This window comes from Diaphorobacter sp. B2A2W2, assembly GCF_056730635.1.
Genome location: NZ_JBWZOR010000014.1, coordinates 41,874 through 64,252, shown reverse-complemented (window position 1 = coordinate 64,252; position 22,379 = coordinate 41,874). Strand labels below are relative to the sequence as shown.

Here is a 22,379-nt window from a genome sequence, read left to right as displayed (position 1 = left end):
ACCCCATCGCACACGACAAGGACACGACATGCCCCTGCGCCGCCATCTGCTTGCCCTCTGCCTGACCGCCCTTCCGCTGGCCACCTGGGCTGCCTGGCCCGAGCGTCCCATCACCATCGTCGTGCCAGCCGCTGCGGGCGGCACCACCGACATCGCGGCGCGCGTGCTGGCCGAAAAGATGGCCAAGGACCTGGGCACTTCCATCGTCGTGGAGAACAAGGGTGGCGGCGGCGGCAGCATCGGCACCGCGCAGGTGGCGCGCGCCAAGCCCGACGGCTACACGCTGCTCTTGGGCAACATCGGCCCGGTGGCGATCAACTTCAGCCTCTACAAGCAGCTCAGCTACAAGGAAAGCGACCTGCGCGGCATCACCAACGTGATCTCCGTGCCCAACATCCTCGTGGTGCATGCCGACTCCCCCGTGCGCAGTGCGCAGGAGCTGGTCAGCCTGGCGAAGACGCGCCGCCTCAATGTGTCCACCTCGGGCGTGGGGCAGTCCCCCCACATGTCCTCGGAGATGTTCCGCCAGAAGTCCGGCATCGAAGTGACCCTGGTGCCTTATCCCGGCGCGGCGCCTGCCGTCACGGCGCTGCTGGGGCAGCAGGTGGATTTCATGATCGACAACCTGCCCAGCTCCATGCCGCACATCAAGGCCGGCAAGTTCCGCGCGCTGGCCATCACCAGCGCCGAGCGCTCGGCGCAACTGCCTGATGTGCCGACCATGGCCGAGGCCGGCGTGCCCATGCAAGTCACGGCCTGGTTCGGCCTGCTGGCGCCGACCGGCACGCCCGATGCGGTGGTCGAGCGCCTGCAGCAATCGGCGCGCAAGGCCATGCAAACGCCCGAGGTGCGCCAGCGCTTTGCCGAACTGGGCGGCGTGCCCGGTGGCGAGACGCCGGCCGAGTACGACGCCTTCATCGCCCAGGAACGCAAGAGCTGGGCACAGATCGTCAAGGCGGCGGGCCTGTCCCTCGAATAACCCGGGCGGGGCGCGTGCCCCCTCTTTTCACTGCTCTCCCGATTCCATGCATCCAGACATCGAACACCTGCTGGCCCAGCCCTTCGGCTCGCTGCCCGAACTGATTGAACGCCAGGCCGCGCACCGCCTTGGCCGCACCGCCCTGGTCCTGGAGGGCCAGCGGCTGGACTACGCCGCGCTGCACGCCGGCATGGACCGCGTGGCGCGCAGCCTGCAGCGTGACGGCATGCAACCCGGCGATGTGGTGGCCATCTGCGCAGGCACCTCGGTCGAATATGTGCTGGCCTACCTGGGCGCTCTGCGCGCCGGCGTGGCCGTGGCGCCGCTGGCGCCTTCGGCCACGGCCGAGCACCTGAGCGCCATGCTGGACAACTGCGGCGCGCGCCTGGTGCTGCGCGACCGCGAGGTGGCCGCGCAATGGCCGCTGCATGCCGGCGCTGCGCTGCGTTGCGTGGCCCTGGACGATGCGCCCGAAGCGGGCGAGCCCTGGTCGCAATGGCTGGTCCAGGGCGACGGCGCACCGGCACCGATCACGCCCGCGCCCGACTGGCCGTTCAACGTGATCTATTCCTCGGGCACCACGGGCGTGCCCAAGGGCATCGTGCAGTCCTGGGCCATGCGCTGGGCGCATGTGCGGCGCGCAGTCACCAACGGCTACGGGCCCGATGCCGTCTCGCTATGCGCCACGCCGCTGTATTCCAACACCACGCTGGTGGCGGCGCTGCCCACGCTGGCGCTGGGCGGCACGCTGGTGCTGATGCGCAAGTTCGATGCCGCGTGCTATCTGGCGCTGGCCCAGCAGCACGGCGCTACCCACACCATGCTGGTGCCCGTGCAGTACCAGCGCCTGATGGCCTGCCCGGATTTCGACCGCACGGACTTGAGCCGGCTGCAACACAAGTTTTGCACCAGCGCGCCCTTCAGTGCCGCGCTCAAGGCCGAGGTGCTGCGGCGCTGGCCGGGCCGGCTCATCGAGTACTACGGCATGACCGAAGGCGGCGTGCGCTGCGAACTGCACTGCCATGACTTTCCGCACAAGCTGCACACCGTGGGCCGCCCGGGTGAGGGCGCCGACATCCGGTTCATCGACGAGCAGGGGCGCGAACTGCCTGCGGGCGAACAGGGCGAGATCGTCGGCCGCTCGGCCGGGATGATGAGCGGCTACTACCGCCTGCCGGACAAGACGCGCGAGGCCGAGTGGTTCGATGCGGAAGGCCGGCGCTACATCCGCAGCGGCGACGTGGGCCGGCTGGACGCGGACGGCTTCATCGTGCTGGGCGACCGCAAGAAGGACATGATCATCACGGGCGGCTTCAACGTCTACCCGAGCGACATCGAGGCTGTGCTGTGCCAGCACCCGCAGGTGGCCGAGTGCGCCGTGGTCGGCGTGCCCTCCGAGCAGTGGGGCGAGACACCCGTGGCCTATGTGGTGGGGCGCTCGGGCTCACAGCCCACCGCAGAAGAATTGCGCGAATGGCTCAACACCCGCGTGGGCAAGACCCAGCGCGTGGCCGACCTGCGGCTGGTCGAACGCCTGCCGCGCAGCGAGATCGGCAAGGTGCTCAAGCGCACGCTGCGCGAGCAGTACCTGCAAGCGGCGCCCATCGCCGGCTGACTTTCCTCTCACCACCCGGAGACTGCCATGTCACTGCCTCGTCCCTCGCGGCTGCGCCGCGCCTTGCTCGCCAGCATGGCCCTGACCGCCAGCGCCCTGCTGGCGCCCGTTGCCTACGCCGCGGACGCCTGGCCCGCCAAGCCGATCCAGCTCGTGATTCCCTACCCGCCTGGTGGCAGCGCCGACCTGCTGGGGCGCCCCTTGGCGATGCAGTTGCAGCAGCAGCTGGGCCAGCCCGTGGTGCTGGAGTACAAACCCGGAGCGGGCGGCACGCTGGCCTCGCAGTATGTGGCGCGGGCCAAGCCCGATGGCTACACCGTGTTCATGGTGCTGGCAGCGCATGCCATCAACGACAGCCTTTATCCCAAGCTGCCCTACGACACGCGCAAGGACTTCGCCCCCGTGTCGCTGGTGGCCAACCTGCCCATGGTGGTGGCGGCCAGCGGCAAGCTGCCTGCAAAAAACATCCATGAACTGATCCAGGCCGCCAAGGCGGCGCCGGGCAAGCTCACCTTTGGCTCAGCCGGTAACGGCAACACCGGGCACCTCGCGGCGGAATACTTCAGCAGCATCGCCGGGGTCAAGATGACGCACGTTCCCTACAAAGGCAGCGCCGGCGTGGTCAACGCCATGCTGGCGGGTGACATCGACCTCACGTTCGACAGCATCTCCACCTCCATGCCGCACATCCGCGGCGGGCGCATGCATGCGCTGGCCGTCACCAGCCCGCAGCGCTCGGCCCTGGCGCCCGAGGTCCCGACGGTGCAGGAGCAGGGCATTGCCGGCTTTGACGTGACCGGCTGGTATGCGCTGATCGCGCCAGCCGGCACGCCGCCCGAGATCACCCAGCGCCTGAGCCGCGAGATCGCCGCCGCGCTGCGCCAGCCCCAGCTGCAATCCCAACTGGCCGCCGGCGGCTACGAGCCCGTGGGCTCCACCCCCGAGGCGCTGCAGGCGCACATCGAGCGCGAGATCACGCGCTGGGCCGCCGTGGTCAAGTCCACGGGGGCAAGAGTGGATTGACACCCCCTGAGCCGCTGCGCCGCTTCCCCCCTCGCGGCTGCGCCGGGCAGGACGCAGCCAGCGCGGCGGCGCGGCCGGCATAGGCCGGCATAGGCCCTTGCGCGGCCGCCCGTGCCTGGGCCCTGCCGTGCGGGCGCACCATGAACCACTGACAATCCCCTTCATGCAACAACCGTCTTCCATCACCGCCGACATTCCCCTGAGCCCCTTCGCCGGCGAAGCCCCCGACATGTTCTTTGGCCTGCCCATGGCCATGGCCCGCGCCATGGCGCTGCGCGGTGAGCGCATCGGCCACGACATGGCCCAGGTGCGCATGCGTTTCCAGGCGGACCAGGCCAACAGCCGCGGCGAGGTCCACGGCGGATCGATCGCTACGCTGCTGGACTGCACGCTGGCCGCGGCCGCGCGCGCGCACGACCCGGCTGCCTATGGCGTGGCCACCATCGACCTGACGCTGCATTACGTCGCCGCGGGCACGGGCGATCTGATTGCCACCGCGCGCTGCGAGCGGCGCGGCCGCTCCATCAGCTTCGTGCGCGGCGAAGTGCGCGCCGAGGACGGCACGCTGGTGGCCATGGCGACGGGCAGCTTCAAGCTGATCGCCCGCTCCACTGCATCCGCCAGCGCCTAGGCGCCAGCGGGCGGCCAGCGGGGCTGCTCAGCTGGGTTGAACGCCTGCAGCTTGCAGCAGGCGTCCCCAGACGGGGGCTTCCTGGGCCCACAGGCGGGCGAACTTCTCGGGCGTGTCGTCGTCCACCGGCACGAAGCCGGCGGCGATGATGCGCGCCAGGCCCTCGCGGCTGGCCACGGCGTGGTTGGCGGCCTGGGCCCATTGCCGCGCCACGTCGGCCGGCATGGCTTTGGGGCCGGCAATCGCCAACCAACCCACAATCGACAGCGCATCCTGTGGGTAGCCGGCCTCGGTGAAGGTGGGCACCTCGGGCAGCAGCGGCACGCGACGCGGGCCGGTCACGGCCAGCGCGCGCAGCTTGCCCGCGTCGATGTGCGCCTTGAGCGACAGCAGGCTGCCCATGCCGATCTTGATCTGTCCGCCCAGCAGGTCCTGCACCATCGGCGCCTCACCTTTGTAGGCCACATGCGTCATGTCGGCGCCGGCCACCTCGCTGAGCGTGGTGCAGGCCAGTTGGCCGTGCGATCCGATGCCGTAGGAGCCATAGGTCAGCTTGCCCTTCTGGGAGCGGATCCAGGCCATGAAGTCCTGCAGGTTCTGCGCCGGCGTGTCGGCGGTGACCACCAGGGCGATCGGCGCCAGGCACACGCGCACCAACGGGGTCAGCTCGGTCAGCGGGTCGTAGGGCGTTTTCTTGTACAGGTACTTGTTGGTCAGCATCGACGAGGTGGTGCCCAGCAGCGCGGTCATGCCGTCGGGCGGCGCCTTGGCGACCATCTCGCCCGCGATCAGGCCGGCCGCGCCGGGCTTGTTGTCCACCACCACCGACTGGCCAAAGCGCTGCGCCATGCGCTCGCCCAGTATGCGGGCGATCACGTCGGTGGCGCCGCCGGCGGCAAAGGGCACCACCACCCGCACGGGGCGGGTGGCGAAGCCGGTGGGCGCGGCCTGCGCCCGTGCGCCGAGCGGGCCTGCCGCCGCGGTTGCGACGGCCAGGGCCAGCAGGTGGCGCCGGTTCCATCCAAGGGGGTGGGCTTCGTGTTTCATCGCGCGTCTCCTTTGCCGGTATGGCATCTCAGTTATCCATAGCGCTACGCACCGCCCGCAGCCCATGCAACCGGCGCACCCCAAGCCAGGGCCGCCACCAAGCAAGGGCCTATGCCGGCCTAGGCCCGCGCCGCTCCGCCCCGCAGCGAGGGCTGCGTCCCCTGCCCGCATGGCAGCAATGCGAGAGCGGGGGCAGGCGCGAAGCGACTCGGGGGGCATCGTTTCATCTCAGTCCATCGAGATCTTGGCGGCCTCGGCTACGGCCTTCCAGTGGGCAGCGTCCTTGTCGATCTGGGCCTTGAAGTCGTCGGGCAGGGACCCCACGGGGATCAGGCCCATCTCGGTCAGGCGCTTGTTCAGCTCGGGCGACTTGACGATGGAACTCACCTCGCTGCCCAGCTTGTCCACGATGGCCTTGGGCGTGGTGGCGGGCACGAACATGCCGAACCAGCCGTTGGCCTCCAGGCCGGGGTAGCCGGCTTCGGTCATGGTGGGCACCTGGGGCAGGGCCGGGTGGCGCTGTGCGCCGGTGATGGCCAGGATGTTGATCTTGTCCGACTTGATGTGCGGGTAGGCGGCCGTGGCGTCCACGAAGGCCAGCGACAGTTGCCCGCCCAGCATGGCCGCCATCTCGGGGCCCGAGCCCTGGTAGGGAATGTGCGTGATGTCGATGCCGGCCTTCTGCTTGAAGCGCTCGCCGTTCATGTGCGACGAGGTGGCGTTGCCGTAGCTGCCGAAGTTGAGCGTGCCGGGGGCTGCCTTGGCCTTGTCCACGAACTGCTGCAGCGTGGTCACGCCCGAGCTGCGCGGCACCATCAGCAGGTCCGCCGACTTGGCTACCTGCGACACCGGGGCCAGGTCGCTGAGCTTGTAGGGCACCTTCTTGTACAGCGCCGGGATCTGCACCACGGTGGTGATGCCCATGAGCACCGTGTAGCCGTCGCCGGGCGCCTTGGCCACGGTGTCGTTGCCCAGGATGCCACTGGCCCCGGGCTTGTTTTCCACCACCACGGCCTGGCCCAGGCGCTGGGACAGCTGCGTGCCGATCAGGCGGGCAATGATGTCCGTGCCGCCGCCGGCCGGATAGGGCACGATGACGCGGATGGGTTTGCTCGGGTAATGGTCCTGCGCCTGTGCGGCGCCCACGCCGCACGTGGCGGCCAGGGCGATCAGGGGCAGCCATTGGCCCAGGGTCTTGCGCCGGGTGAATGCCATGGTGTTGTCTCCTTGGGTTTTATGTAGAAAGGGAATGGCTCGTGCTACAGCGTGCGGGCGATGATTTCCTTCATGATCTCGTCGCTGCCGCCGTAGATGCGGCCGATGCGGGCATCGGTCCAGGCGCGGCCCACCTGGTATTCGGTCATGTAGCCGTAGCCGCCGTGCAGTTGCAGGAACTCGTCGAGCAGCTTGTTCTGCAGCGCCGTGGCGTTGAGCTTGACCATGGCGGCGCGCTCGGGCGTCAGCTTGCGCTGCATGTGCAGCCTCATGCATTCGTCGACGAACGTACGCAGCATGGTGGCCTGCGCCTTGGCCTCGGCCAGCTTGAAGCGCGTGTTCTGGAACTCGAACACGGTCTGGCCGAAGGCCTTGCGCTCGCGCGTGTAGTCGATGGTCTTTTGCAGGAAGGACTCGATGCAGCGGGCCGCGCGCACCGCCACCACCAGGCGCTCCTGGGCCAGCTCCTGCATCAGGTACTTGAAGCCCATGTTCTCCTCGCCCAGCAGGTTGCCCACGGGTACCTTCACGTTGTCAAAGAACAGCTCGGAGGTGTCCTGCCCCATCAGGCCGATCTTTTCCAGCTTGCGGCCCTTGCTGAAACCCGGCGTGCCGTCTTCCACCACGATCAGCGACACGCCCTTGGCGCCCAGGTCGGGCGCGGTCTTGCAGACCACGATCACGATCTCGGAATTGATGCCGTTGGTGATGAAGGTCTTGGCACCGTTGATGACGTAGTGGTCGCCCTCGCGCTTGGCGGTGGTACGCACGGACTTCAGGTCGCTGCCCGCGCCGGGCTCGGTCATGGCAATGGCGCCGATCATTTCGCCGGCGGCCATCTTGGGCAGCCAGCGGTCGTGCTGCTCCTGGTTGCCGTAGGCGTAGATGTAGGGTGCCACGATGTCCGAGTGCAGCGGAAAGCCCAGCGCCGTGGCGTTGGTGCGGCCTACCTCCTCGATCAACACGGCCGCATGGCCGAAGTCACCGCCGCTGCCGTAGGGCTCGGGCAGCATGGTGTTGAGCAGCCCTTCGCGACCGGCCTTGCGCCACACTTCCTTGGGCACGATGCCGTTGCGCTCCCAGTCGGCCAGGTGCGGCACGATTTCCTTGTCGAAGAAGTGGCGCACGGCGTCACGGAACTGTTCATGGTCTTCACGGAAAACGGTGCGCTGGATCAGGTCTTGCATGGTCGGTGTCTCAGGGTCTAAATGTCAAAATGGGCTTTGGCGCTTATCTGGTAAGCGCTAGTAGCTATTGTTTTAGGAATCCCGCAGGGCAAAACCCGCCTGCGGCTCGTCACGAAAGCGCTCCTTCAGCTTGCGGCGCAGCAGCTTGCCGGTCTCCAGGCGCGGCAGCGCATCGACGAACACCACGCGCTGGGGCAGCTTCATGCGCGCCAACACCTCGGCCGCCTGGGCGGCAATGGCGCGGGCCGTGTCCAGCGAGGCCTGCGCGCCGTGGCGCAGCACCACGGCTGCCAGGGGCTGCTCGCCAAAGTCGGGGTTGGGTACGCCCACCACGGCGACCTCGTACACGTCGGGGTGGCGCATCAGGGCGTTCTCGATCTCCTGCGGGTACAGGTTGACGCCCCCCGAGAGGATCAGGTCTGCGCGCCGGTCGCTTAAGTAAAGGTAGCCCTCGGCATCCACATGGCCGATGTCGCCATAGGTGATCCAGCCACGCTCGTTGATGGCCTGGCGCGTCTTCTCCTCGTCGTTGAGGTAGCTGAACTGTCCGCCGCCCGAGAAGTACACCTGTCCGATCTCCCCCGCGGGCAACTCCTGCCCGTCGTCGCCCACGATGTGCAACTGGCCCGTGGTGGGGCGGCCCACCGAGCCGGGACGCTGGCGCCACTCGGCCGAGTTGATCATCGTCGTGCCGCAGCCCTCGGAGCCCGCGTAGTACTCCATGAGGATGTCGCCCCACCAGTCGAGCATGGCGTGCTTCACATCCACGGGGCAGGGTGCGGCGGCGTGGATGGCCACGCGGTGGCTGGACAGGTCGTAGCGCTGGCGCACGGTCTCGGGCAGCTTGAGCATGCGGCCGAACATGGTGGGCACCCACTGGCTGTGGGTGACGCGGTAGCGCTCGATGAGGGCCAGGGCGGCCTCGGCGTCAAAGCGCTCCATGATCACGGCCTGCCCGCCCAGCTCCAGCACGCGCAGCGTGTAGCGCAGCGGCGCAGCGTGGTACAGCGGCGCGGGCGAGAGGTACACGGTGTCTTCGCCCATGCCCATGATGCGCGCCGTGCCCAGCGCCTCGGGGTCGGTCTGGCCGCGCAGGTGGGCGGGCCACAGGGGCTTGAGCACGCCCTTGGGCCGGCCCGTGGTGCCCGAGGAATACAGTAGATCGCGCCCCAGCGGTCGGTCGGCGAAGTCCGCAGGCGGCCCCTGCAGGGCGTCGAGCGCGGCCTGTAGCGATGGGGCCTGCACTGACGTGGCTTGCGCAGGGGCCTCGTCCACCGTCCAGCAGGGCAGGGGATGGTGGGCCTGCAACTCGGCCAGCTGGGGCAGGGTCTTGGCGGACGCCACCACCAGCCGCGCGCCACAGTCCTGCACGATGTAGGCCACCTCGGCCGGTGTCAGGTGCGTGCTGAGCACGGCGGCATATAGGCCGGCCTGCCGGGCCGCCAGCGCCAGCGCCAGGATCTCGACGCGGTTTTCCAGCACCACCGCGAAGCGCTCGCCCGCCTGTAGGCCCTGGGTGTGGAGCCACTGCGCCATCGCCAGGGCACGTTGCGCCACTTCGCCGGCGGTGAAGCGCGCGCCTGTCTCGGCCATGACCAGTACCACCCGGTCGGGAGCTGCCGCCGCGCGGCCAAAGAAGTCCTGCATACCTGTCACCCGTTGCTCCTCGGTGCGCCGCCATGGGGACTGGAGTCACCCAAAAATGCGAAATGCATGTCTCACAAAAATGTTGTGTGAGACGATTTTTTCAGGCGTACAGACCAAAACACATCGGGTAAACACGGTCTTCAGCACATTCAAACCGGCTGAAAATCATTTTTAATGGATCATTTGTCTCACAAACACATGGAGTCAGCATGAATATTCCCGTCATCGTCGATGCCATCCGCAGCCCCATGGCCCGGGCCAAGCCCGATGGCGCACTGGCCGAGGTGCATCCTGTGGACCTGCTCTCGCAGGTGCTGGAGCAACTGGTCGCCCGCAACCAGTTGGATCCTGGCACGGTGGACGACGTGATCTGCGGCTGCGTGAGCCAAGCCGGCGAGCAGGCGGGCACGCCCGGGCGCCTGGCCTGGCTGGCCGCGGGCCTGCCTGCGCACGTGCCCTCCACCACCATCGACCGCAAGTGCGGCTCCAGCCAGCAGGCCGTGCACTTCGCGGCGCAGGCCATCATGGCGGGCACGCAGGACATCGTGATCGCCTGCGGCGTGGAATCCATGAGCCGCGTGCCCATGGGCAGCTCGCGCATGGGCAAGAACACCACCGGCCCGCGCTTTGACGCCCGCTACGCCCCCGGCCTGGTGGGGCAGGGTGTCTCGGCCGACCTGGTGGCCGCCCAATGGGGCCTGGACCGCACCGCGCTGGACACCTATGCCGCGCGCTCGCACCAGCGTGCCCACGCGGCGCAGTCCAGCGGAGGCTTTGCGCGCGAGATCGTGGGCATCGACACCCCTGCCGGCCGCGTGACGGCAGACGAGACCATCCGCGCCGGCACCACGGTGGAAAAGCTCGCCGGCCTGAAGGCCGTGTTCGAGAACGAGGAGCTGTCCGCGCGGTTCCCGCAGATCCAGTGGGCCACCACGGCCGGCAACGCCTCGCAGATGACCGACGGCGCCAGCGCCATGCTCATCATGAGCGAGCAGCGTGCTCAGCAGCTGGGCCTGCGTCCCCGTGCGCGTTTCGTGGCCTTCGACGTGGTGGGCGACGACCCGCTGTACATGCTCACCGCGCCCATCCCGGCCACGCAGCGCGTGCTGGCCAAGGCCAAGATGAAGCTGGACGACATCCACCACTACGAGATCAACGAGGCCTTCGCCTCCGTGCCCCTGGCCTGGCAGAAGGAGCTGAAGGCCGACGGTGAGCGCCTGAACCCGCGCGGCGGTGCCATTGCCCTGGGCCACCCGCTGGGCGCCTCGGGCCTGCGCCTGATGACCACCATGCTGCACGCGCTGGAAGACAGCGGCCAGCGCTACGGCCTGCAGTCCATGTGCGAGGCCGGCGGCATGGCCAACGCCACCATCATCGAACGTCTGTAACTATTGATTTGATAGCTGCTGGCGCTTGATGGACGGGCGCTGGAAGCCAAAATGAGGAAAAAAGCATGAAGCTGCAACAAGGAATGACCGCCCTCGTCACGGGCGGGGTCTCGGGCCTGGGCGAGGCCTCGGCCATCGCGCTGCTGGAGCGTGGCCTGAACGTGGTGGCCGTGGACCTGAACGACGAGCGCGGCCAGGCCATGGAACAGCAATACGCCGGCCGCCTGCGCTATGTGAAGGCCGATGTGTCCGACGAAGGCCAGATGCAGCAGGCCATCGCCGCGGCCGAGGCCTTCGGCAACTTCCGCGCGCTGGTGCACTGCGCGGGCATCGGCGGCCCGGTGCGCCTGATCGAAAAGGACGGCAGCCCCGGCTCGCTGGAGAAGTACATCAACATCATCCGCGTGAACCAGATCGGCACCTTCAACACGCTGCGCCTGGCGGCCGTTGCCATGGCCAAGAACGAGCCGATCGACGGCGAGCGCGGCGTGTGCGTGCTCACCGCGTCGGTGGCGGGTTACGAGGGGCAGATCGGCCAGATTCCCTATGCCTCGTCCAAGGCCGGCGTGATCGGCATGACCATCGTGGCGGCGCGCGACCTGGCCTCCAAGTTCATCCGCGTGTGCACCATCGCACCGGGCCTGTTCGACACGCCCATCCTGGCCAAGCTGCCCGAGGCCGTGCGCCAGTCCCTGGGTGCGTCGGTGCCCAACCCCGCGCGCTTGGGCCACCCCAGCGAGTACGCGATGACGGCGCTGCACATCCTCGAGAACCCCATGCTGAATGGCGAAACCATCCGCCTGGATGGGGCCATTCGCATGGCGCCTAGATAACAACCCCCTGAGGAGCGCCCGCGTCCCTCAGCCCCTTCTCTCTGCGCGCTTCGCGCTCCGGGAAGGGGGACGACGCCTGTGGCCCGGCAAAGCCGGCTCCACGGCGTCTGCTGGCGTGGCCTGCTCCGCGGCCTTCGGAGTAATTGGCCGAGGTGCCGGTTGCATGCGACACGGGCCATGTAACCCGGCGAACAACTGAAAGGAATTTGTGATGGCATCCACGGTATGGGTCGAAGTGCGCGGCAACGTGCTGGTCATGACGCTGAGCAACCCCGAGGCGCGCAACGCCGCCACGCTGGAGATGGCCGAGGCCATGGCGGCGGCGCTGGACGAGTTGGACCGCAACCCCGCGCTGCAGGTGGGCGTCATCACCGGCGCGGGCGGCACGTTCTGCGCCGGCATGGACCTGAAGGGCTTTCTGCAGGGCAAGCGCCCCAGCCTGCCGGGGCGGGGGTTTTTGGGACTCACGCAGCAGCCCCCGCGCAAGCCGCTGATTGCGGCCGTGGAGGGCTATGCCCTGGCCGGCGGCTTTGAGACCGTGCTGGCCTGCGACCTGATCGTCGCCGCCAAGACGGCCCAATTCGGCCTTCCCGAGGTCAAGCGCGGCCTGGCCGCCGCGGCCGGCGGGCTGCTGCGCCTGCCCAGGCGCCTGCCTTACCACGTGGCCATGGAAGCCATCCTCACGGGCGAGATGTTCAGCGCCGAGCGCGCGCACGCCCATGGCCTGGTCAACCGCCTGGTCGAGCCCGGCCAGGCGCTGGACGCCGCCCTGGAGCTGGCCCAGGCCGTGGCCGCCAACGGGCCGCTGGCGCTGATTGCTAGCAAGCGCGTGGCGCAGGAGTCGGCCGACTGGTCGCAGGCCGAGATGTTCGAGCGCCAGGCCCCCATCACCGCGCCGGTATTCGCCTCGCAGGACGCGCGCGAGGGCGCTGCGGCCTTTGCCGAGAAGCGCGCGCCGGTCTGGAAGGGCGTTTGATGGAAAAAGAGGCGTTGATGCCCGTCCATTCAGCGTTAACAGCTATTTAATTCATAGCAAAAGCGGCCGCAGTGCCGCAAGGACCCCAGGAGACACCACCATGCCATTCCCTCCCCGCCGCCACGCGCTGCGCCTCGCAGGCGCCACCGCCCTGCTGGGCCTGGCCGCCCTGACGGCGTCGCACCCCGCACGGGCCGACGCCGCCTGGCCCACACGCCCCATCACCTTCGTCGTGCCCGGCGCGGCCGGCGGCACCACCGACACGCCCGTGCGCTTCATGGCGCAAAAGCTCAGCGAGCGGCTGGGCCAGCCCATCGTGGTGGACAACAAGCCCGGCGCGGGCGGCTCGCTGGGCAGCAGTCTCGTAGCGCGCGCGCAGCCGGACGGCTACACCGTGCTGGTGGGTAACACCGGCTCGAACGCCATCAACTACACCGCCTACCAGAAGCTCCCCTACAAGGTCGAGGACTTCGTGGCGCTGACCGACATGATCTCGTTCGCCAACGTGCTGGTCGTGCCGGTGAAGTCGCCCATCAAGAGCCTGAAGGAGCTTGTCTCCACGGCCAAGCGCGAGCCGGGCAAGCTGGCCTTTTCGTCCGCGGGCGTGGGCCAGACCACGCACCTGATGGGCGAGCTGCTGCGCCAGAGTGCGGGGGTGGACGTGGTGCATGTGCCCTACAAGGGCTCGGCGCCTGCCACCATGGCCATCGTGGCCGGCGAGACCCAGTTCATGTTCGACAACCTCACGGGGTCGCTGGGCCATGTGAAGGATGGCAAGCTGCGTGCGCTGGCCGTGACCGGCGCCACGCGCGAGCCCGAGCTGCCCGACGTGCCCACCATGACCGAACTGGGCATGAAGGACTTCGACAAGGTGGGCTGGATGGGCTTCTTCGTGCCCGCCAAGACGCCGCCGGCCGTCGTGAAGAAGCTCACCGACAACCTCATCGCCGTGCTGCAGGACCCGGCCGTGGTCCAACGCTACCGCGAGCTGGGCGGCCGCCCCGGCGGCATGCCGCCCGAGCAGTTCTCGCAGATGGTGGAGCGCGACCGGCAGGACTGGGGCGCGCTGATCCGCAGCCAGAAGCTGCAGCTGGACTGAGGAGCGCGCCATGGCTGAGTCCTCCTCCTTCGCAGGCCGCCACGTCTTCGTGGCCGGCGGCACCAGCGGCATCAACCTCGGCATCGCCCAGGCGTTTGCACGCGCGGGCGCCCACGTGGTGGTCATGAGCCGCTCGCCCGACAAGGTGCAGCAGGCGGCCGAAGGCCTGCGCGCGCTGGGTGCGCAGGCGCTGGGCATCAGCGCCGACGTGCGCGACCCCGCTGCGGTGGACGCCGCGCTGCGCCAGGCGCATGCGCAGTTCGGTGACATCGACGTGCTGATCTCCGGCGCAGCGGGCAACTTCATCGCGCCCGCGGCCGACCTGTCGCCCAACGGCTTCAAGACCGTGATCGACATCGACCTGAACGGCAGCTTCCACGTGCTGCGCCTGGCGTACCCGATGCTTAAGAAACCGGGCGCCAGCGTCATCAACATCTCGGCGCCGCAGGGCGTGAACCCCACCATGTACCAGGTGCATGCCTGCGCCGCCAAGGCTGGCATCGACATGATGACGCGCGTGCTGGCCATGGAATGGGGCGAGGTGGGCGTGCGCGTGAACGCCATCGCGCCCGGCCCGATCGGTGACACCGAGGGCATGCGGCGCCTGGCGCCCACGCCCGAGGCATTGGCCAACGCGGTCGCCACCGTGCCGCTGCAGCGCATGGGCAGGCTCGATGACATTGCGAACATGGCGCTGTTCCTCTCGTCGCCGCAGGCGGGCTACGTGACGGGCGCCGTCATCCCGGTGGACGGCGGATCGTCGCTGCGTGGCGGGCGCGACATGCGCGCGTCGTACGTGCCGCGGAGCGCGGCATGAGTCAGATATACGAGCGCATCGTTTTCGAGGTGCAGGACGGCGTGGCCACGCTGACCCTGAGCAACCCCGCCAAGCGCAACGCCTTCGACCCCGCCATGCGCGGGGAGATGGCCGCGGTGGTGCGCCAGGTGCAGGCCGACCCGGTCATTCGCGCGCTGGTGCTGACGGGCGCGGGCGCGCATTTCTGCTCGGGCGGCGACCTCTCCAACATCGCCGCCAGCGGGCTGGACAACGGCGGCTGGCGCCAGCGCCTGACCAGCCTGCACGACTGGCTCAAGGACCTGGTGCTGCTGGACAAGCCGGTGATTGCTGCCGTCGATGGCGCGGCCTATGGCGCGGGCTTCAGCCTGGCGCTGGCGGCGGACTTCATCATCGCCAGCACCCGCGCGCGCTTTGCCATGTCGTTCATCCGCGTGGGCGTGGTGCCGGACTGCGCGGCGTTCTACACCCTGCCGCGCGTGGTGGGCGTGCAGCGCGCGCGCGAGCTCATGCTGTCGGGCCGCGAGGTGCAGGCCGAAGAGGCGCTGCGCCTGGGCATTGCCACCGAACTGGTAGAGCCCGATGCGCTGCAGGTCCGCGCCCAGGCGATTGCGCGCAGCTTCGTGGGCGCATCGCCCGTGGCGCTGAGCCTGATCAAACGCTCGCTCGCGCTGGCCGCGAGCGACCTGCCGTCGTTGCTGGAGCAGGAGGCCAACGCCCAGGCCCTGGCCATGGGCACGCCCGAGCACCGCGAGGCCGTGCGCTGCTTCCTGGAGAAAAGGCCGATGCCCTTCCAGTGGCCGCAGACCTGACTTTGAAACAGGTGAAAATCTCAAGCTTTTTGAGGTCAATGTGAACGTGAACGCAGATCCGGACGGCAAACTGGTCAGCGCCCTGGTGCGTGGCGTTTCCATATTGCGGTGCTTCTCCAGCAAGTGCCAGGAACTCAGCGCCAAGGAGCTGATGGACCTGACCGGCCTGCCCAAGCCCACGCTGTTTCGCCTGACGGACACGCTGTGCGAGTTGGGCCTGCTGCGCTACTCGGAGCGCCTGTCCAAGTACGTGCCCGGCCTGGGCCTGCTGCAGTTGTCCTCGCCCGTGCTCACGCGCATGGCCCTGCGCCAGTTCGCCCGGCCGCACATGCAGGCGCTGGCCGACCTGACCGAGGGGCAGGTGCAGCTGGCCGTGGGCCACAAGCGCCGGTTGTGCATGGTGGAGCTGGCCAACGGCATGGGCAACACCGTGTTCCGCCAGGAAATCGGCGTGCCCATCTCGCTGTCGCGCACGGCCACGGGCCGCGCCTATCTGCTGGGCATGGCCGAGGATGAGCGCAAGGCCTACCTGCAGGACCTGCAGCGCAACGACCCGCAGCGCGCCGCGTGGCTGGAGCAGCGCCTGACGGACGCGCGCGACGACTTCGCGCGCCACGGCTTCTGCCGCAGCCACGGCGACCTGCACCGCGAGATCGAATCCATCGCCGTGCCCATGTCGCAGCCGCAGGACGGGGAACTCTGGGTGTTCGCCGTCTCGGTGCCGGTGTTCAGCCCCATGTACGCCCGGCTGGAGACAGACCTGGGCCCGCGCCTGCGCACGCTGGTGCGCTCGGTGGAGAGCGTGCTCGGGGCCTCCGGCCTCACCTGATACCCGCGCCCGCCACCCATACAACATCTACCAAGGAGACATCGTGAAGGTTCTGGACAGCGTGCGCGTACTGGAGATTGGCGGCCTGGGGCCGGGGCCGTTTTGTGCGATGCACCTGGCCGATTTGGGTGCAGACGTGATCTCGATAGTCCGTGAAACGAAGGGCCGCGAGACCACCGGCGCCTTGCTCAATCGCGGCAAGCGCTCGGTGTTTGCCGATCTCAAGACCGAGGAGGGCCGCCAGCTGGTGCTGGCTCTGGTGGCCGAGGCCGATGCGCTCATCGAGGGCATGCGCCCTGGCGTGATGGAGCGCCTGGGTCTGGGCCCCGAGGAGTGCCTGGCGGTCAACCCGCGCCTGGTGTACGGGCGCATGACGGGCTGGGGCCAGAGCGGACCGTTGGCACTGCGTGCGGGGCACGACACGAACTATGCCGCCGTCAGCGGCGCGCTGTGGGGCTGCAGTCCGGCGGACGCGCGGCCCGTCTCGCCTTTCGCCGTGCTTGGCGACATCGGCGGCGGTGCCATGTACCTGATGACGGGGCTGCTGTCGGGCATCGTGCAGGCGCGCGCCACGGGCCGCGGCACGGTGGTGGACGCAGCCATCGTGGACGGCTCGGCCCATATGCTGAACCTGATGCTGAGTGCGCGCCAGAGCGGCCTGGTGGCCGATGTGCGTGGCCAGAGCATCCACGACAGCGCGCCCTTCTACGACACCTATGTCTGCGCCGACGGTCATTACGTCACCGTGGGCGCTATCGAGCCGCAGTTCTACACCCTGCTGCTGCAGGTGCTGGGGCTGGCCGAGGACCCCGATTTCACCGGGTCGCAATGGGACAAGGCCGCCTGGCCGGTGCGCCGCGCGAGGCTGGCCGCGCTGTTCCTGGCGCAGCCGCGTGCGCACTGGCAGGCGCTGCTGGAGCCCACCGACGCCTGTTTTGGCGTCGTGCTCAGCCCCGTCGAGGCGGCGCAGCACCCGCACATGCGTGTGCGGGGTGTGTATTCCGAACGCCAGGGGGTGCTACAGGCGGCACCCGCGCCCCGCTTTGACGGTGCAGCCTACGAGCCGGGCGAGGCATGCGCGCCCGGCGCGCATACGCAGTCGGTCATGGAAGGACTGGGCCAGTCCGGCGCGCGGGCCGTGTGGCGCCAGCGCTGAGCGCGTTGCGCGGGGCAGTCTCCCGCGCGGCCCTGGTTACCGTTGCTGGAGCAGCGCGGACGCTGGCAGCAGCCTGAAAGCCAGCGACGCCAGCGCCAGCCAGGCGGCGATGCACAGCAACACCGCGCGGTAGGGCTCCAGCCCGGCGCTGGTGGCCCAGGCGGCCACGGCGCCGGTCAGCGATTGCATCAGCGCCACCCCCAGAAACATGGCCATGGTGTAGAGCGACAGGGCGCGTCCCGTCTGTTCGTTGGGGTAGGACGAGCGCACGTCGGCATATTGCAAGATGCTGTAGCCTGACAGCAACCCCATCGCGATCATCAGCGCCACCGTGGCCTGGGCGTTGTTGACCCAGGCCATGATGGCGAACAGGCCGGCCATCGACAGCGAAGCGCGGCCCACCCAGGTGCGGCGCCGGGCGGGGCCCGGGTCCATGCGGCCGAAAGCGGCGGGGGTGAACAGCGCAATCAGCGACAACACCAGCGCCACGTTGCCACTGTCCACCAGCGAAAAACCGTAGCGGTCGATCAGCAGAGGCCCCAGCCACAGGCCGCGCAGCGACAAAAAGGCCGCATAGCACGACATGCCGAGGATCACGATGCCCCAGGTGTGTGGCACGGTAAAGAGCCGTCCCATGCCCGTCAGTGCCTCCCCCCAGCTGCTGGCTGGACGGTGTGCGGTATCGGCACGTACCGGTTCATGCACCAGCGCATAAATCAACAGCCACGACAGCAGGCTCAGGCCTGCCAGCAGGCCAAAGCCGGCACGCCAGCCCCAGTGCTGCACCACCCAGGCCAGCGGCGTGCCGGTGAACAGCAACCCCAGCCCGCCCAGGCCCATGCTCAGGCCCGAGAAAAAGGCAAACCGGTCGGCCGCGAAATAGCGCGCAATGAACAGCGTGCAGGCCACGAAGGCGGGTGAATAGCCCACCCCGATCAGCACCTGACCGACCATCAGCCAGCCATAGCTGGGCGCCAGCGCAGACAGGGCCGCGCCAGCGATGCCCAGGGGCGCAGCCACCAGCACCGTACGGCGCAGGCCGTAGCGGTCCAGCGCGATGCCCATCAGCAGTTGCGCAATGCCGAACGACAAACCAAACAGTCCGGCAAACGCCCCCAACGAGGAAGCCTGCAGGCCGAAATCTGCCTGCAGGCCCTGGGCCACGATGGCGGTGGTGGTGCGGTAAGCCTGGCTCAGTGCAAAGCCCGACAGCAGCGTGAGCAGCATGACCCACAGCGGTTGTGTACGGAAGAGTCTCATCAAGGGAGGAATGACGGTAGGGGCACGCCGGTGATTGTGCCGGCGCGCGGCAGAGCTGCGGGCACGAAACCGGAGCGGGCGCTCAGACCCTCGCCAGGCGCTGCAGCGCCCGCGCGTGGCGCAGCAAGGTCTGCTCGGCCTGCGCCAGCACTGGTGCATCGACCATGCGGCCGTCCAGCACGCACACGCCGCCGCCCGCCTGCTCCAGCGCCTGCCGCACGCGCTGCGCATGGGTCACGGCGGCCTCATCGGGGTCGAACGCGGCATGCAGCACTGGCACCTGCGCCGGGTGGATGCACAGCTTGCCGCCAAAGCCCATGCGCCGCGCGCGCTCGGCATCGCGGCCCATGCGCTCGGGGTTGCGCGTGTCCACCGTCACGCCGTCGATGGGCGCGGCCAGCCCCGCGCGGCGCGAGGCCAGCACCAGGGCCATGCGCACGGGCAGCAACTCCTGTTCGTCTTCGGCGCAGGCCATGCCTGCGTCCACCTGGAAGTCGAGATGCCCGAAGGCCAGCCGCGCTACCTGGGGCGCGGCAGCCAGCGCGTCGGCGGCCGCCAGGCCCGCCACGCTTTCCACCAGCGGCACCAGCGCGGCGTGCAGCCCGGCGGCCTGGGCCACGGCCTGCAGGGTCTGCGCGCGCTCGGCCTTGGGCACCACGGCGCCGGCCAAACCCTGGGCGGTGAGTTGTGCCAACGCCTGCAGGTCGGCCGCAAACCAGGGGGTTGTCTCGCTGTTGATGCGCACCAGCAGCCGTGCGCGCTGCGGGGCTGGCAGGGCGGCCAGCGCGTCGGCCAGGGCGGTGCGGGCTCGTTCTTTGTCGGCGGGGGCCACGGCGTCCTCCCAGTCGGCAATCACCAGGTCGGCGCCGCAGGCCAGGGCCTTGGGCAGCCGCTCGGGCTGGGTGGCGGGAACGAAGAGGAAGGAGCAGGCGTGGCGCACGGAGTCGGTCATGGGAAGCAGGGAGGCGGGAACAGCGCGGGTCAGGCGTATTCGGAGATTTCGATCAGGTTGTGGTCCGGGTCGCGCACGTAGACCGAGCGGATGGGGCCGCGCGCGCCGGTGCGCTGCACCGGGCCGCACTCGATGGCAATGCCGTGCTCGGCCAGGCGCTGCTGCACCTGCGCCAGCGGGATGGACGCAATGAAGCACAGGTCCAGCGCGCCCGGCAGGGGGTGCAGGGCCTTGGGCTCGAACTCGCGGCCCTGGATGTGCAGGTTGATCTTTTGCCCGTTGAACACAAAGGCCTTGCGGCCTTCGCCAAAGGTCTGCAGCGCCATGCCCAGCACGGTGCAATAGAAGTGCACGCAACGCGCCTCATGGGCGGTGGTGAGCACGAGGTGGTCCAGCCGGTCGATCATGGGGTGCCTTGTGGTGCATGCGCCCCGGCCGGCAGCGTGCCAGCCGGGGCAAAACGGGCGAGATTACTCCGCGCTCACGCCAGCGGCCTTGATGACCTTGTCCCAGCGCGCCACCTCGGCTTCCAGGTGCTTGCGCAGGCCTTCGGGCGTGGCCTTCTCGGGTGTGACCAGGTCGGAGCTCAGCTCGGCGATGCGCTTTTTCACGTTCTCGTCCTTGATCGCCACGTTCAATGCCTTGTTGAGCTTCTCGATCACGTCCTTGGGCGTGCCCTTGGGGGCGTACATGCCGTGCCACACCTTCACGTCGAAGCCCTTGAGGCCCTGCTCGTCCAGCGTGGGAATGTTGGGCATGGATGCCAGGCGCTGCGGCGTGGTCACGCCGAACACCTTGGCGCGCTTGCCATCCTGGATCACCGGGGCGGTCTGCGTGGTTTGGTCGCACAGCAGGTCCACCTGGCCGCCCATCAGGTCGTTCATGGCCGGGCCGGCGCCCTTGTAGGGCACGGTGGTCAGCTTCACGCCCACCTGGTGCATGAACAGCATGCCGCACAGCTGCGACACGGCACCCACGCCCGCGTTGGCCAGCGACACCTTGTCCTGGTTCTTCTTCACGTAGTCCAGCAGCTCGGGGAAGGTGTTGGCGGGGAAGTCCTTGCGCGACAGCAGCGTCATGGGCACATCCAGCACCTGCCCGATGTACTCGAAGTCCTTGAGCGGGTCATAGGGCAGCTTCTTGTACAGCGCCGGGGCCGTGGCCATGCCCATGTGATGGATCAGGATGGTGTAGCCGTCGGGCTTGGAGCGCACGATGCGCGCGGGCGCCAGCGTGCCGCCCGCGCCCACGGTGTTCTCCACCACCACCGTCTGGCCCAGCGACTGGCCCATGGGCACGGCCAGCAGGCGCGCCACCACGTCGGTGGGGCCGCCGGCGCTGTAGGGCACGACCAGGGTGACGTTCTTTTCAGGCCAGGTGTTGGCGGCGGCAGGGCCGCCCAAGGCCATCGCCGCGCAGGCCGCGGCGATGGCGCCGAAGGTGGTGCGCCGGGAAATCGGGATGAAGCGTGCGGTCATGCGTATGTCTCCTTGTCGGTGGTGGTGAAGAGGGCGTCTTCTGCGCCCCTGGGGGGATCATGGGCCGCGGCGCAGGCGGGACCGCCGGTCAGCCCAGCAGATGCTGCGTGCGCGGCCACTCCTGCACTTGCCACAGGCGCTGCACGGCCGCCCGAGCCTGCGCATCGGACACCGCGCCGCCGTAGGCGGCCAGGCGCAGGGCCTTGGCCGTGAGTTCCTCGCGCGAGAGGGTGTTGCCGGGGTCGCCCTTGGGCTCTTCCACGCGCCCGGCCAGCGTGCGGCCGTCGGTCGTCTGCACGGTGACCTTGCCGATCCAGCGCTGCGGGTAAGCAGCGTCCACCTCGGGGTCCAGCACCATGCCCACCTTCTCGCGCAAGGTCACAGTGTCCGGGGCCAGGAACTGCTCGTCGAATTCGGTCAAACCCGCATGGCCAAAGCGTGCGGCCAATGCCAGCACCGTGCCCATGGAGAACTTGGACTGGTGCACCGTGGTGGGCGAGACCACCGGCCCCAGCACGTCGATGGCACCCTGGTGCACATGGCAGGTCACCTGTGCGATGTCGGCGGGCGCCAGGCCGTGCTCGCGCATCACCTGCTGCAGCGCGTCGGCCGCAGGGTGCGTATGGCGGCACGAGGCATGCCACTTGAACGATGTCTCGGCCGTGGCCCAGCGGGTGCCCAGGCCCTCGGTGAGCTTGGCCGGGTTGGCATCGCTGGACATGCCCGCGGCCAGGCCCTGCGGCCCGGTGAAGATGTCCTGCGCGCCGGTGAAGCCGTCCTGGGCCAGGTAGGCGGCCATCAGGCCGGCCGCGGCGGCGTGGGCGGTGTGCAGCTGCTTGCTGTCGGCCGCGGTGCGCAAAAATTCCCACAGCCCCGCCGACTGCGTGCCGGCCGAGCCAAACGCATGCTGCATCTGCGCGGGCGTGAGCTCCAGCAGGCGCCCCACGGCCGCCGCCGCCGCCAGCGTGCCCGCCGTGGCCGTGGTGTGGAACACCTTGTAGTGGCTGCGGCCCAGAAATTCGCCCACGCGGATGCCGACCTCGTAGCCCGCCACGCAGGCCGCCATGAGCTGCGCGCCGCTGGCGCCGATGCTCTGCGCCACGGCCAGCGCGGGCGGAAAGACCACGGCCGCCGGGTGGAACACCGAGCCGTTGTGCACATCGTCCTGCTCGGCCACATGGCTGGCCGCGGCGTTGGCCAGCGCGGCCATCATGGGGCTGCTGGTGGCGCCGTGGCCGATCACCTCGGCCGGGCCGCTGGCAGGGCCTTGCGACAGGGCAAAGCGCGTGATGCTGGCCACCGGCCGCGCGCGGCAGCCGGCGAGCACGGAGCCGAACCAGTCCACCCACAGGTCTTCGGTGCGGCGCTGCACGGGCGCGGGCACGTCGCTCCATTGCAGCGTGGCGGCAAACTGGGCCAGGGGATGGATGGTGGCTTGGGTTTCTTGTTTCATTTC

At 69.0% G+C, this 22,379-nt stretch carries 21 protein-coding genes; 12 read left to right on the top strand and 9 right to left on the bottom strand.

The window, feature by feature from the left end; translation table 11 throughout:
• The first annotated feature begins 28 nt into the window (after window positions 1–28).
• From AC1PPL_RS18150 to AC1PPL_RS18135, 4 genes are all read left to right on the top strand, one after another.
• Complete coding sequence (locus AC1PPL_RS18150; RefSeq protein WP_479973857.1) at window positions 29–979, top strand: Bug family tripartite tricarboxylate transporter substrate binding protein; 951 nt, start codon at window positions 29–31, stop codon at window positions 977–979.
• Between the two features lie 46 nt (window positions 980–1,025).
• Window positions 1,026–2,594 (top strand): class I adenylate-forming enzyme family protein, encoded by a 1,569-nt coding sequence (locus tag AC1PPL_RS18145; protein WP_479973856.1) that lies wholly within the window; start codon window positions 1,026–1,028, stop codon window positions 2,592–2,594.
• A gap of 27 nt (window positions 2,595–2,621) precedes the next feature.
• The gene (locus AC1PPL_RS18140) at window positions 2,622–3,617 is read left to right on the top strand and encodes a Bug family tripartite tricarboxylate transporter substrate binding protein (RefSeq protein WP_011803568.1); all 996 of its coding nucleotides are present in this window, start codon (window positions 2,622–2,624) and stop codon (window positions 3,615–3,617) included.
• A gap of 163 nt (window positions 3,618–3,780) precedes the next feature.
• On the top strand, window positions 3,781–4,248 hold the full coding sequence (locus tag AC1PPL_RS18135) for a PaaI family thioesterase (RefSeq protein ID WP_012655223.1): 468 nt from the start codon (window positions 3,781–3,783) through the stop codon (window positions 4,246–4,248).
• 27 nt (window positions 4,249–4,275) lie between these two features.
• Here the strand turns inward: AC1PPL_RS18135 and AC1PPL_RS18130 are convergent, their stop codons facing one another.
• The 4 genes from AC1PPL_RS18130 to AC1PPL_RS18115 form a co-directional block, all read right to left on the bottom strand.
• Window positions 4,276–5,295 (bottom strand): Bug family tripartite tricarboxylate transporter substrate binding protein, encoded by a 1,020-nt coding sequence (locus AC1PPL_RS18130; RefSeq protein ID WP_479973855.1) that lies wholly within the window; start codon window positions 5,293–5,295, stop codon window positions 4,276–4,278.
• 228 nt (window positions 5,296–5,523) lie between these two features.
• The gene (locus AC1PPL_RS18125; protein ID WP_012655225.1) at window positions 5,524–6,510 is read right to left on the bottom strand and encodes a Bug family tripartite tricarboxylate transporter substrate binding protein; all 987 of its coding nucleotides are present in this window, start codon (window positions 6,508–6,510) and stop codon (window positions 5,524–5,526) included.
• Between the two features lie 44 nt (window positions 6,511–6,554).
• Window positions 6,555–7,697, bottom strand: coding sequence for an acyl-CoA dehydrogenase family protein (locus AC1PPL_RS18120; RefSeq protein WP_479973854.1), 1,143 nt, complete (start codon window positions 7,695–7,697; stop codon window positions 6,555–6,557).
• 72 nt (window positions 7,698–7,769) lie between these two features.
• The gene (locus AC1PPL_RS18115) at window positions 7,770–9,344 is read right to left on the bottom strand and encodes an AMP-binding protein (RefSeq protein ID WP_479973866.1); all 1,575 of its coding nucleotides are present in this window, start codon (window positions 9,342–9,344) and stop codon (window positions 7,770–7,772) included.
• Between the two features lie 209 nt (window positions 9,345–9,553).
• Here AC1PPL_RS18115 and AC1PPL_RS18110 point away from each other — a divergent pair, with 209 nt between their 5' ends.
• The 8 genes from AC1PPL_RS18110 to AC1PPL_RS18075 all read left to right on the top strand — a co-directional run bounded on the left by AC1PPL_RS18110 (window position 9,554) and on the right by AC1PPL_RS18075 (window position 17,233).
• Window positions 9,554–10,732: a thiolase family protein gene (locus tag AC1PPL_RS18110; protein ID WP_172205190.1), complete on the top strand. Its 1,179-nt coding sequence runs from the start codon at window positions 9,554–9,556 to the stop codon at window positions 10,730–10,732.
• A 65-nt stretch (window positions 10,733–10,797) separates the two neighbouring features.
• On the top strand, window positions 10,798–11,565 hold the full coding sequence (locus AC1PPL_RS18105; RefSeq protein ID WP_088887943.1) for an SDR family NAD(P)-dependent oxidoreductase: 768 nt from the start codon (window positions 10,798–10,800) through the stop codon (window positions 11,563–11,565).
• Window positions 11,566–11,776: 211 nt separating this feature from the next.
• On the top strand, window positions 11,777–12,541 hold the full coding sequence (locus AC1PPL_RS18100; RefSeq protein ID WP_479973853.1) for a crotonase/enoyl-CoA hydratase family protein: 765 nt from the start codon (window positions 11,777–11,779) through the stop codon (window positions 12,539–12,541).
• A gap of 100 nt (window positions 12,542–12,641) precedes the next feature.
• Window positions 12,642–13,640, top strand: a complete 999-nt coding sequence (locus tag AC1PPL_RS18095) for a Bug family tripartite tricarboxylate transporter substrate binding protein (RefSeq protein WP_479973852.1) — start codon at window positions 12,642–12,644, stop codon at window positions 13,638–13,640.
• 10 nt (window positions 13,641–13,650) lie between these two features.
• Window positions 13,651–14,457 carry an SDR family oxidoreductase gene (locus tag AC1PPL_RS18090; protein ID WP_479973851.1) on the top strand — a complete coding sequence of 269 codons (807 nt, stop codon included), beginning with the start codon at window positions 13,651–13,653 and terminating at the stop codon, window positions 14,455–14,457.
• Window positions 14,454–15,248, top strand: coding sequence for an enoyl-CoA hydratase/isomerase family protein (locus AC1PPL_RS18085; RefSeq protein ID WP_479973850.1), 795 nt, complete (start codon window positions 14,454–14,456; stop codon window positions 15,246–15,248). The genes AC1PPL_RS18090 and AC1PPL_RS18085 overlap by 4 nt, the downstream gene beginning before the upstream one ends.
• Window positions 15,249–15,288: 40 nt before the next feature.
• Window positions 15,289–16,077 carry an IclR family transcriptional regulator gene (locus AC1PPL_RS18080; RefSeq protein WP_088887938.1) on the top strand — a complete coding sequence of 263 codons (789 nt, stop codon included), beginning with the start codon at window positions 15,289–15,291 and terminating at the stop codon, window positions 16,075–16,077.
• A 43-nt stretch (window positions 16,078–16,120) separates the two neighbouring features.
• Entirely contained in the window at window positions 16,121–17,233 is a 1,113-nt protein-coding gene (locus AC1PPL_RS18075; protein ID WP_479973849.1) for a CaiB/BaiF CoA transferase family protein, read from the top strand.
• Window positions 17,234–17,269: 36 nt separating this feature from the next.
• Here AC1PPL_RS18075 and AC1PPL_RS18070 read toward each other — a convergent pair whose 3' ends face one another.
• The 5 genes from AC1PPL_RS18070 to AC1PPL_RS18050 all read right to left on the bottom strand — a co-directional run bounded on the left by AC1PPL_RS18070 (window position 17,270) and on the right by AC1PPL_RS18050 (window position 22,376).
• Window positions 17,270–18,493 (bottom strand): MFS transporter, encoded by a 1,224-nt coding sequence (locus AC1PPL_RS18070; protein WP_012655235.1) that lies wholly within the window; start codon window positions 18,491–18,493, stop codon window positions 17,270–17,272.
• Window positions 18,494–18,575: 82 nt separating this feature from the next.
• On the bottom strand, window positions 18,576–19,445 hold the full coding sequence (locus AC1PPL_RS18065; protein WP_479973848.1) for an HpcH/HpaI aldolase/citrate lyase family protein: 870 nt from the start codon (window positions 19,443–19,445) through the stop codon (window positions 18,576–18,578).
• 29 nt (window positions 19,446–19,474) lie between these two features.
• Window positions 19,475–19,852: a VOC family protein gene (locus AC1PPL_RS18060; RefSeq protein WP_287952290.1), complete on the bottom strand. Its 378-nt coding sequence runs from the start codon at window positions 19,850–19,852 to the stop codon at window positions 19,475–19,477.
• A 63-nt stretch (window positions 19,853–19,915) separates the two neighbouring features.
• The gene (locus tag AC1PPL_RS18055) at window positions 19,916–20,923 is read right to left on the bottom strand and encodes a tripartite tricarboxylate transporter substrate binding protein BugD (protein WP_479973847.1); all 1,008 of its coding nucleotides are present in this window, start codon (window positions 20,921–20,923) and stop codon (window positions 19,916–19,918) included.
• 88 nt (window positions 20,924–21,011) lie between these two features.
• Complete coding sequence (locus tag AC1PPL_RS18050; RefSeq protein ID WP_479973846.1) at window positions 21,012–22,376, bottom strand: MmgE/PrpD family protein; 1,365 nt, start codon at window positions 22,374–22,376, stop codon at window positions 21,012–21,014.
• Window positions 22,377–22,379: the final 3 nt, after the last annotated feature.

What these genes read in the sequence shown, in the direction of transcription:
- AC1PPL_RS18150 (WP_479973857.1), top strand. Translation starts at nt 29, where the DNA reads ATGCCCCTGCGCCGCCATCTGCTTGCCCTCTGCCTGACCGCCCTTCCG.
- AC1PPL_RS18145 (WP_479973856.1), top strand. Translation starts at nt 1,026, where the DNA reads ATGCATCCAGACATCGAACACCTGCTGGCCCAGCCCTTCGGCTCGCTG.
- AC1PPL_RS18140 (WP_011803568.1), top strand. Translation starts at nt 2,622, where the DNA reads ATGTCACTGCCTCGTCCCTCGCGGCTGCGCCGCGCCTTGCTCGCCAGC.
- AC1PPL_RS18135 (WP_012655223.1), top strand. Translation starts at nt 3,781, where the DNA reads ATGCAACAACCGTCTTCCATCACCGCCGACATTCCCCTGAGCCCCTTC.
- AC1PPL_RS18130 (WP_479973855.1), bottom strand. Translation starts at nt 5,295, where the DNA reads ATGAAACACGAAGCCCACCCCCTTGGATGGAACCGGCGCCACCTGCTG.
- AC1PPL_RS18125 (WP_012655225.1), bottom strand. Translation starts at nt 6,510, where the DNA reads ATGGCATTCACCCGGCGCAAGACCCTGGGCCAATGGCTGCCCCTGATC.
- AC1PPL_RS18120 (WP_479973854.1), bottom strand. Translation starts at nt 7,697, where the DNA reads ATGCAAGACCTGATCCAGCGCACCGTTTTCCGTGAAGACCATGAACAG.
- AC1PPL_RS18115 (WP_479973866.1), bottom strand. Translation starts at nt 9,344, where the DNA reads ATGCAGGACTTCTTTGGCCGCGCGGCGGCAGCTCCCGACCGGGTGGTA.
- AC1PPL_RS18110 (WP_172205190.1), top strand. Translation starts at nt 9,554, where the DNA reads ATGAATATTCCCGTCATCGTCGATGCCATCCGCAGCCCCATGGCCCGG.
- AC1PPL_RS18105 (WP_088887943.1), top strand. Translation starts at nt 10,798, where the DNA reads ATGAAGCTGCAACAAGGAATGACCGCCCTCGTCACGGGCGGGGTCTCG.
- AC1PPL_RS18100 (WP_479973853.1), top strand. Translation starts at nt 11,777, where the DNA reads ATGGCATCCACGGTATGGGTCGAAGTGCGCGGCAACGTGCTGGTCATG.
- AC1PPL_RS18095 (WP_479973852.1), top strand. Translation starts at nt 12,642, where the DNA reads ATGCCATTCCCTCCCCGCCGCCACGCGCTGCGCCTCGCAGGCGCCACC.
- AC1PPL_RS18090 (WP_479973851.1), top strand. Translation starts at nt 13,651, where the DNA reads ATGGCTGAGTCCTCCTCCTTCGCAGGCCGCCACGTCTTCGTGGCCGGC.
- AC1PPL_RS18085 (WP_479973850.1), top strand. Translation starts at nt 14,454, where the DNA reads ATGAGTCAGATATACGAGCGCATCGTTTTCGAGGTGCAGGACGGCGTG.
- AC1PPL_RS18070 (WP_012655235.1), bottom strand. Translation starts at nt 18,493, where the DNA reads ATGAGACTCTTCCGTACACAACCGCTGTGGGTCATGCTGCTCACGCTG.
- AC1PPL_RS18065 (WP_479973848.1), bottom strand. Translation starts at nt 19,445, where the DNA reads ATGACCGACTCCGTGCGCCACGCCTGCTCCTTCCTCTTCGTTCCCGCC.
- AC1PPL_RS18060 (WP_287952290.1), bottom strand. Translation starts at nt 19,852, where the DNA reads ATGATCGACCGGCTGGACCACCTCGTGCTCACCACCGCCCATGAGGCG.
- AC1PPL_RS18055 (WP_479973847.1), bottom strand. Translation starts at nt 20,923, where the DNA reads ATGACCGCACGCTTCATCCCGATTTCCCGGCGCACCACCTTCGGCGCC.
- AC1PPL_RS18050 (WP_479973846.1), bottom strand. Translation starts at nt 22,376, where the DNA reads ATGAAACAAGAAACCCAAGCCACCATCCATCCCCTGGCCCAGTTTGCC.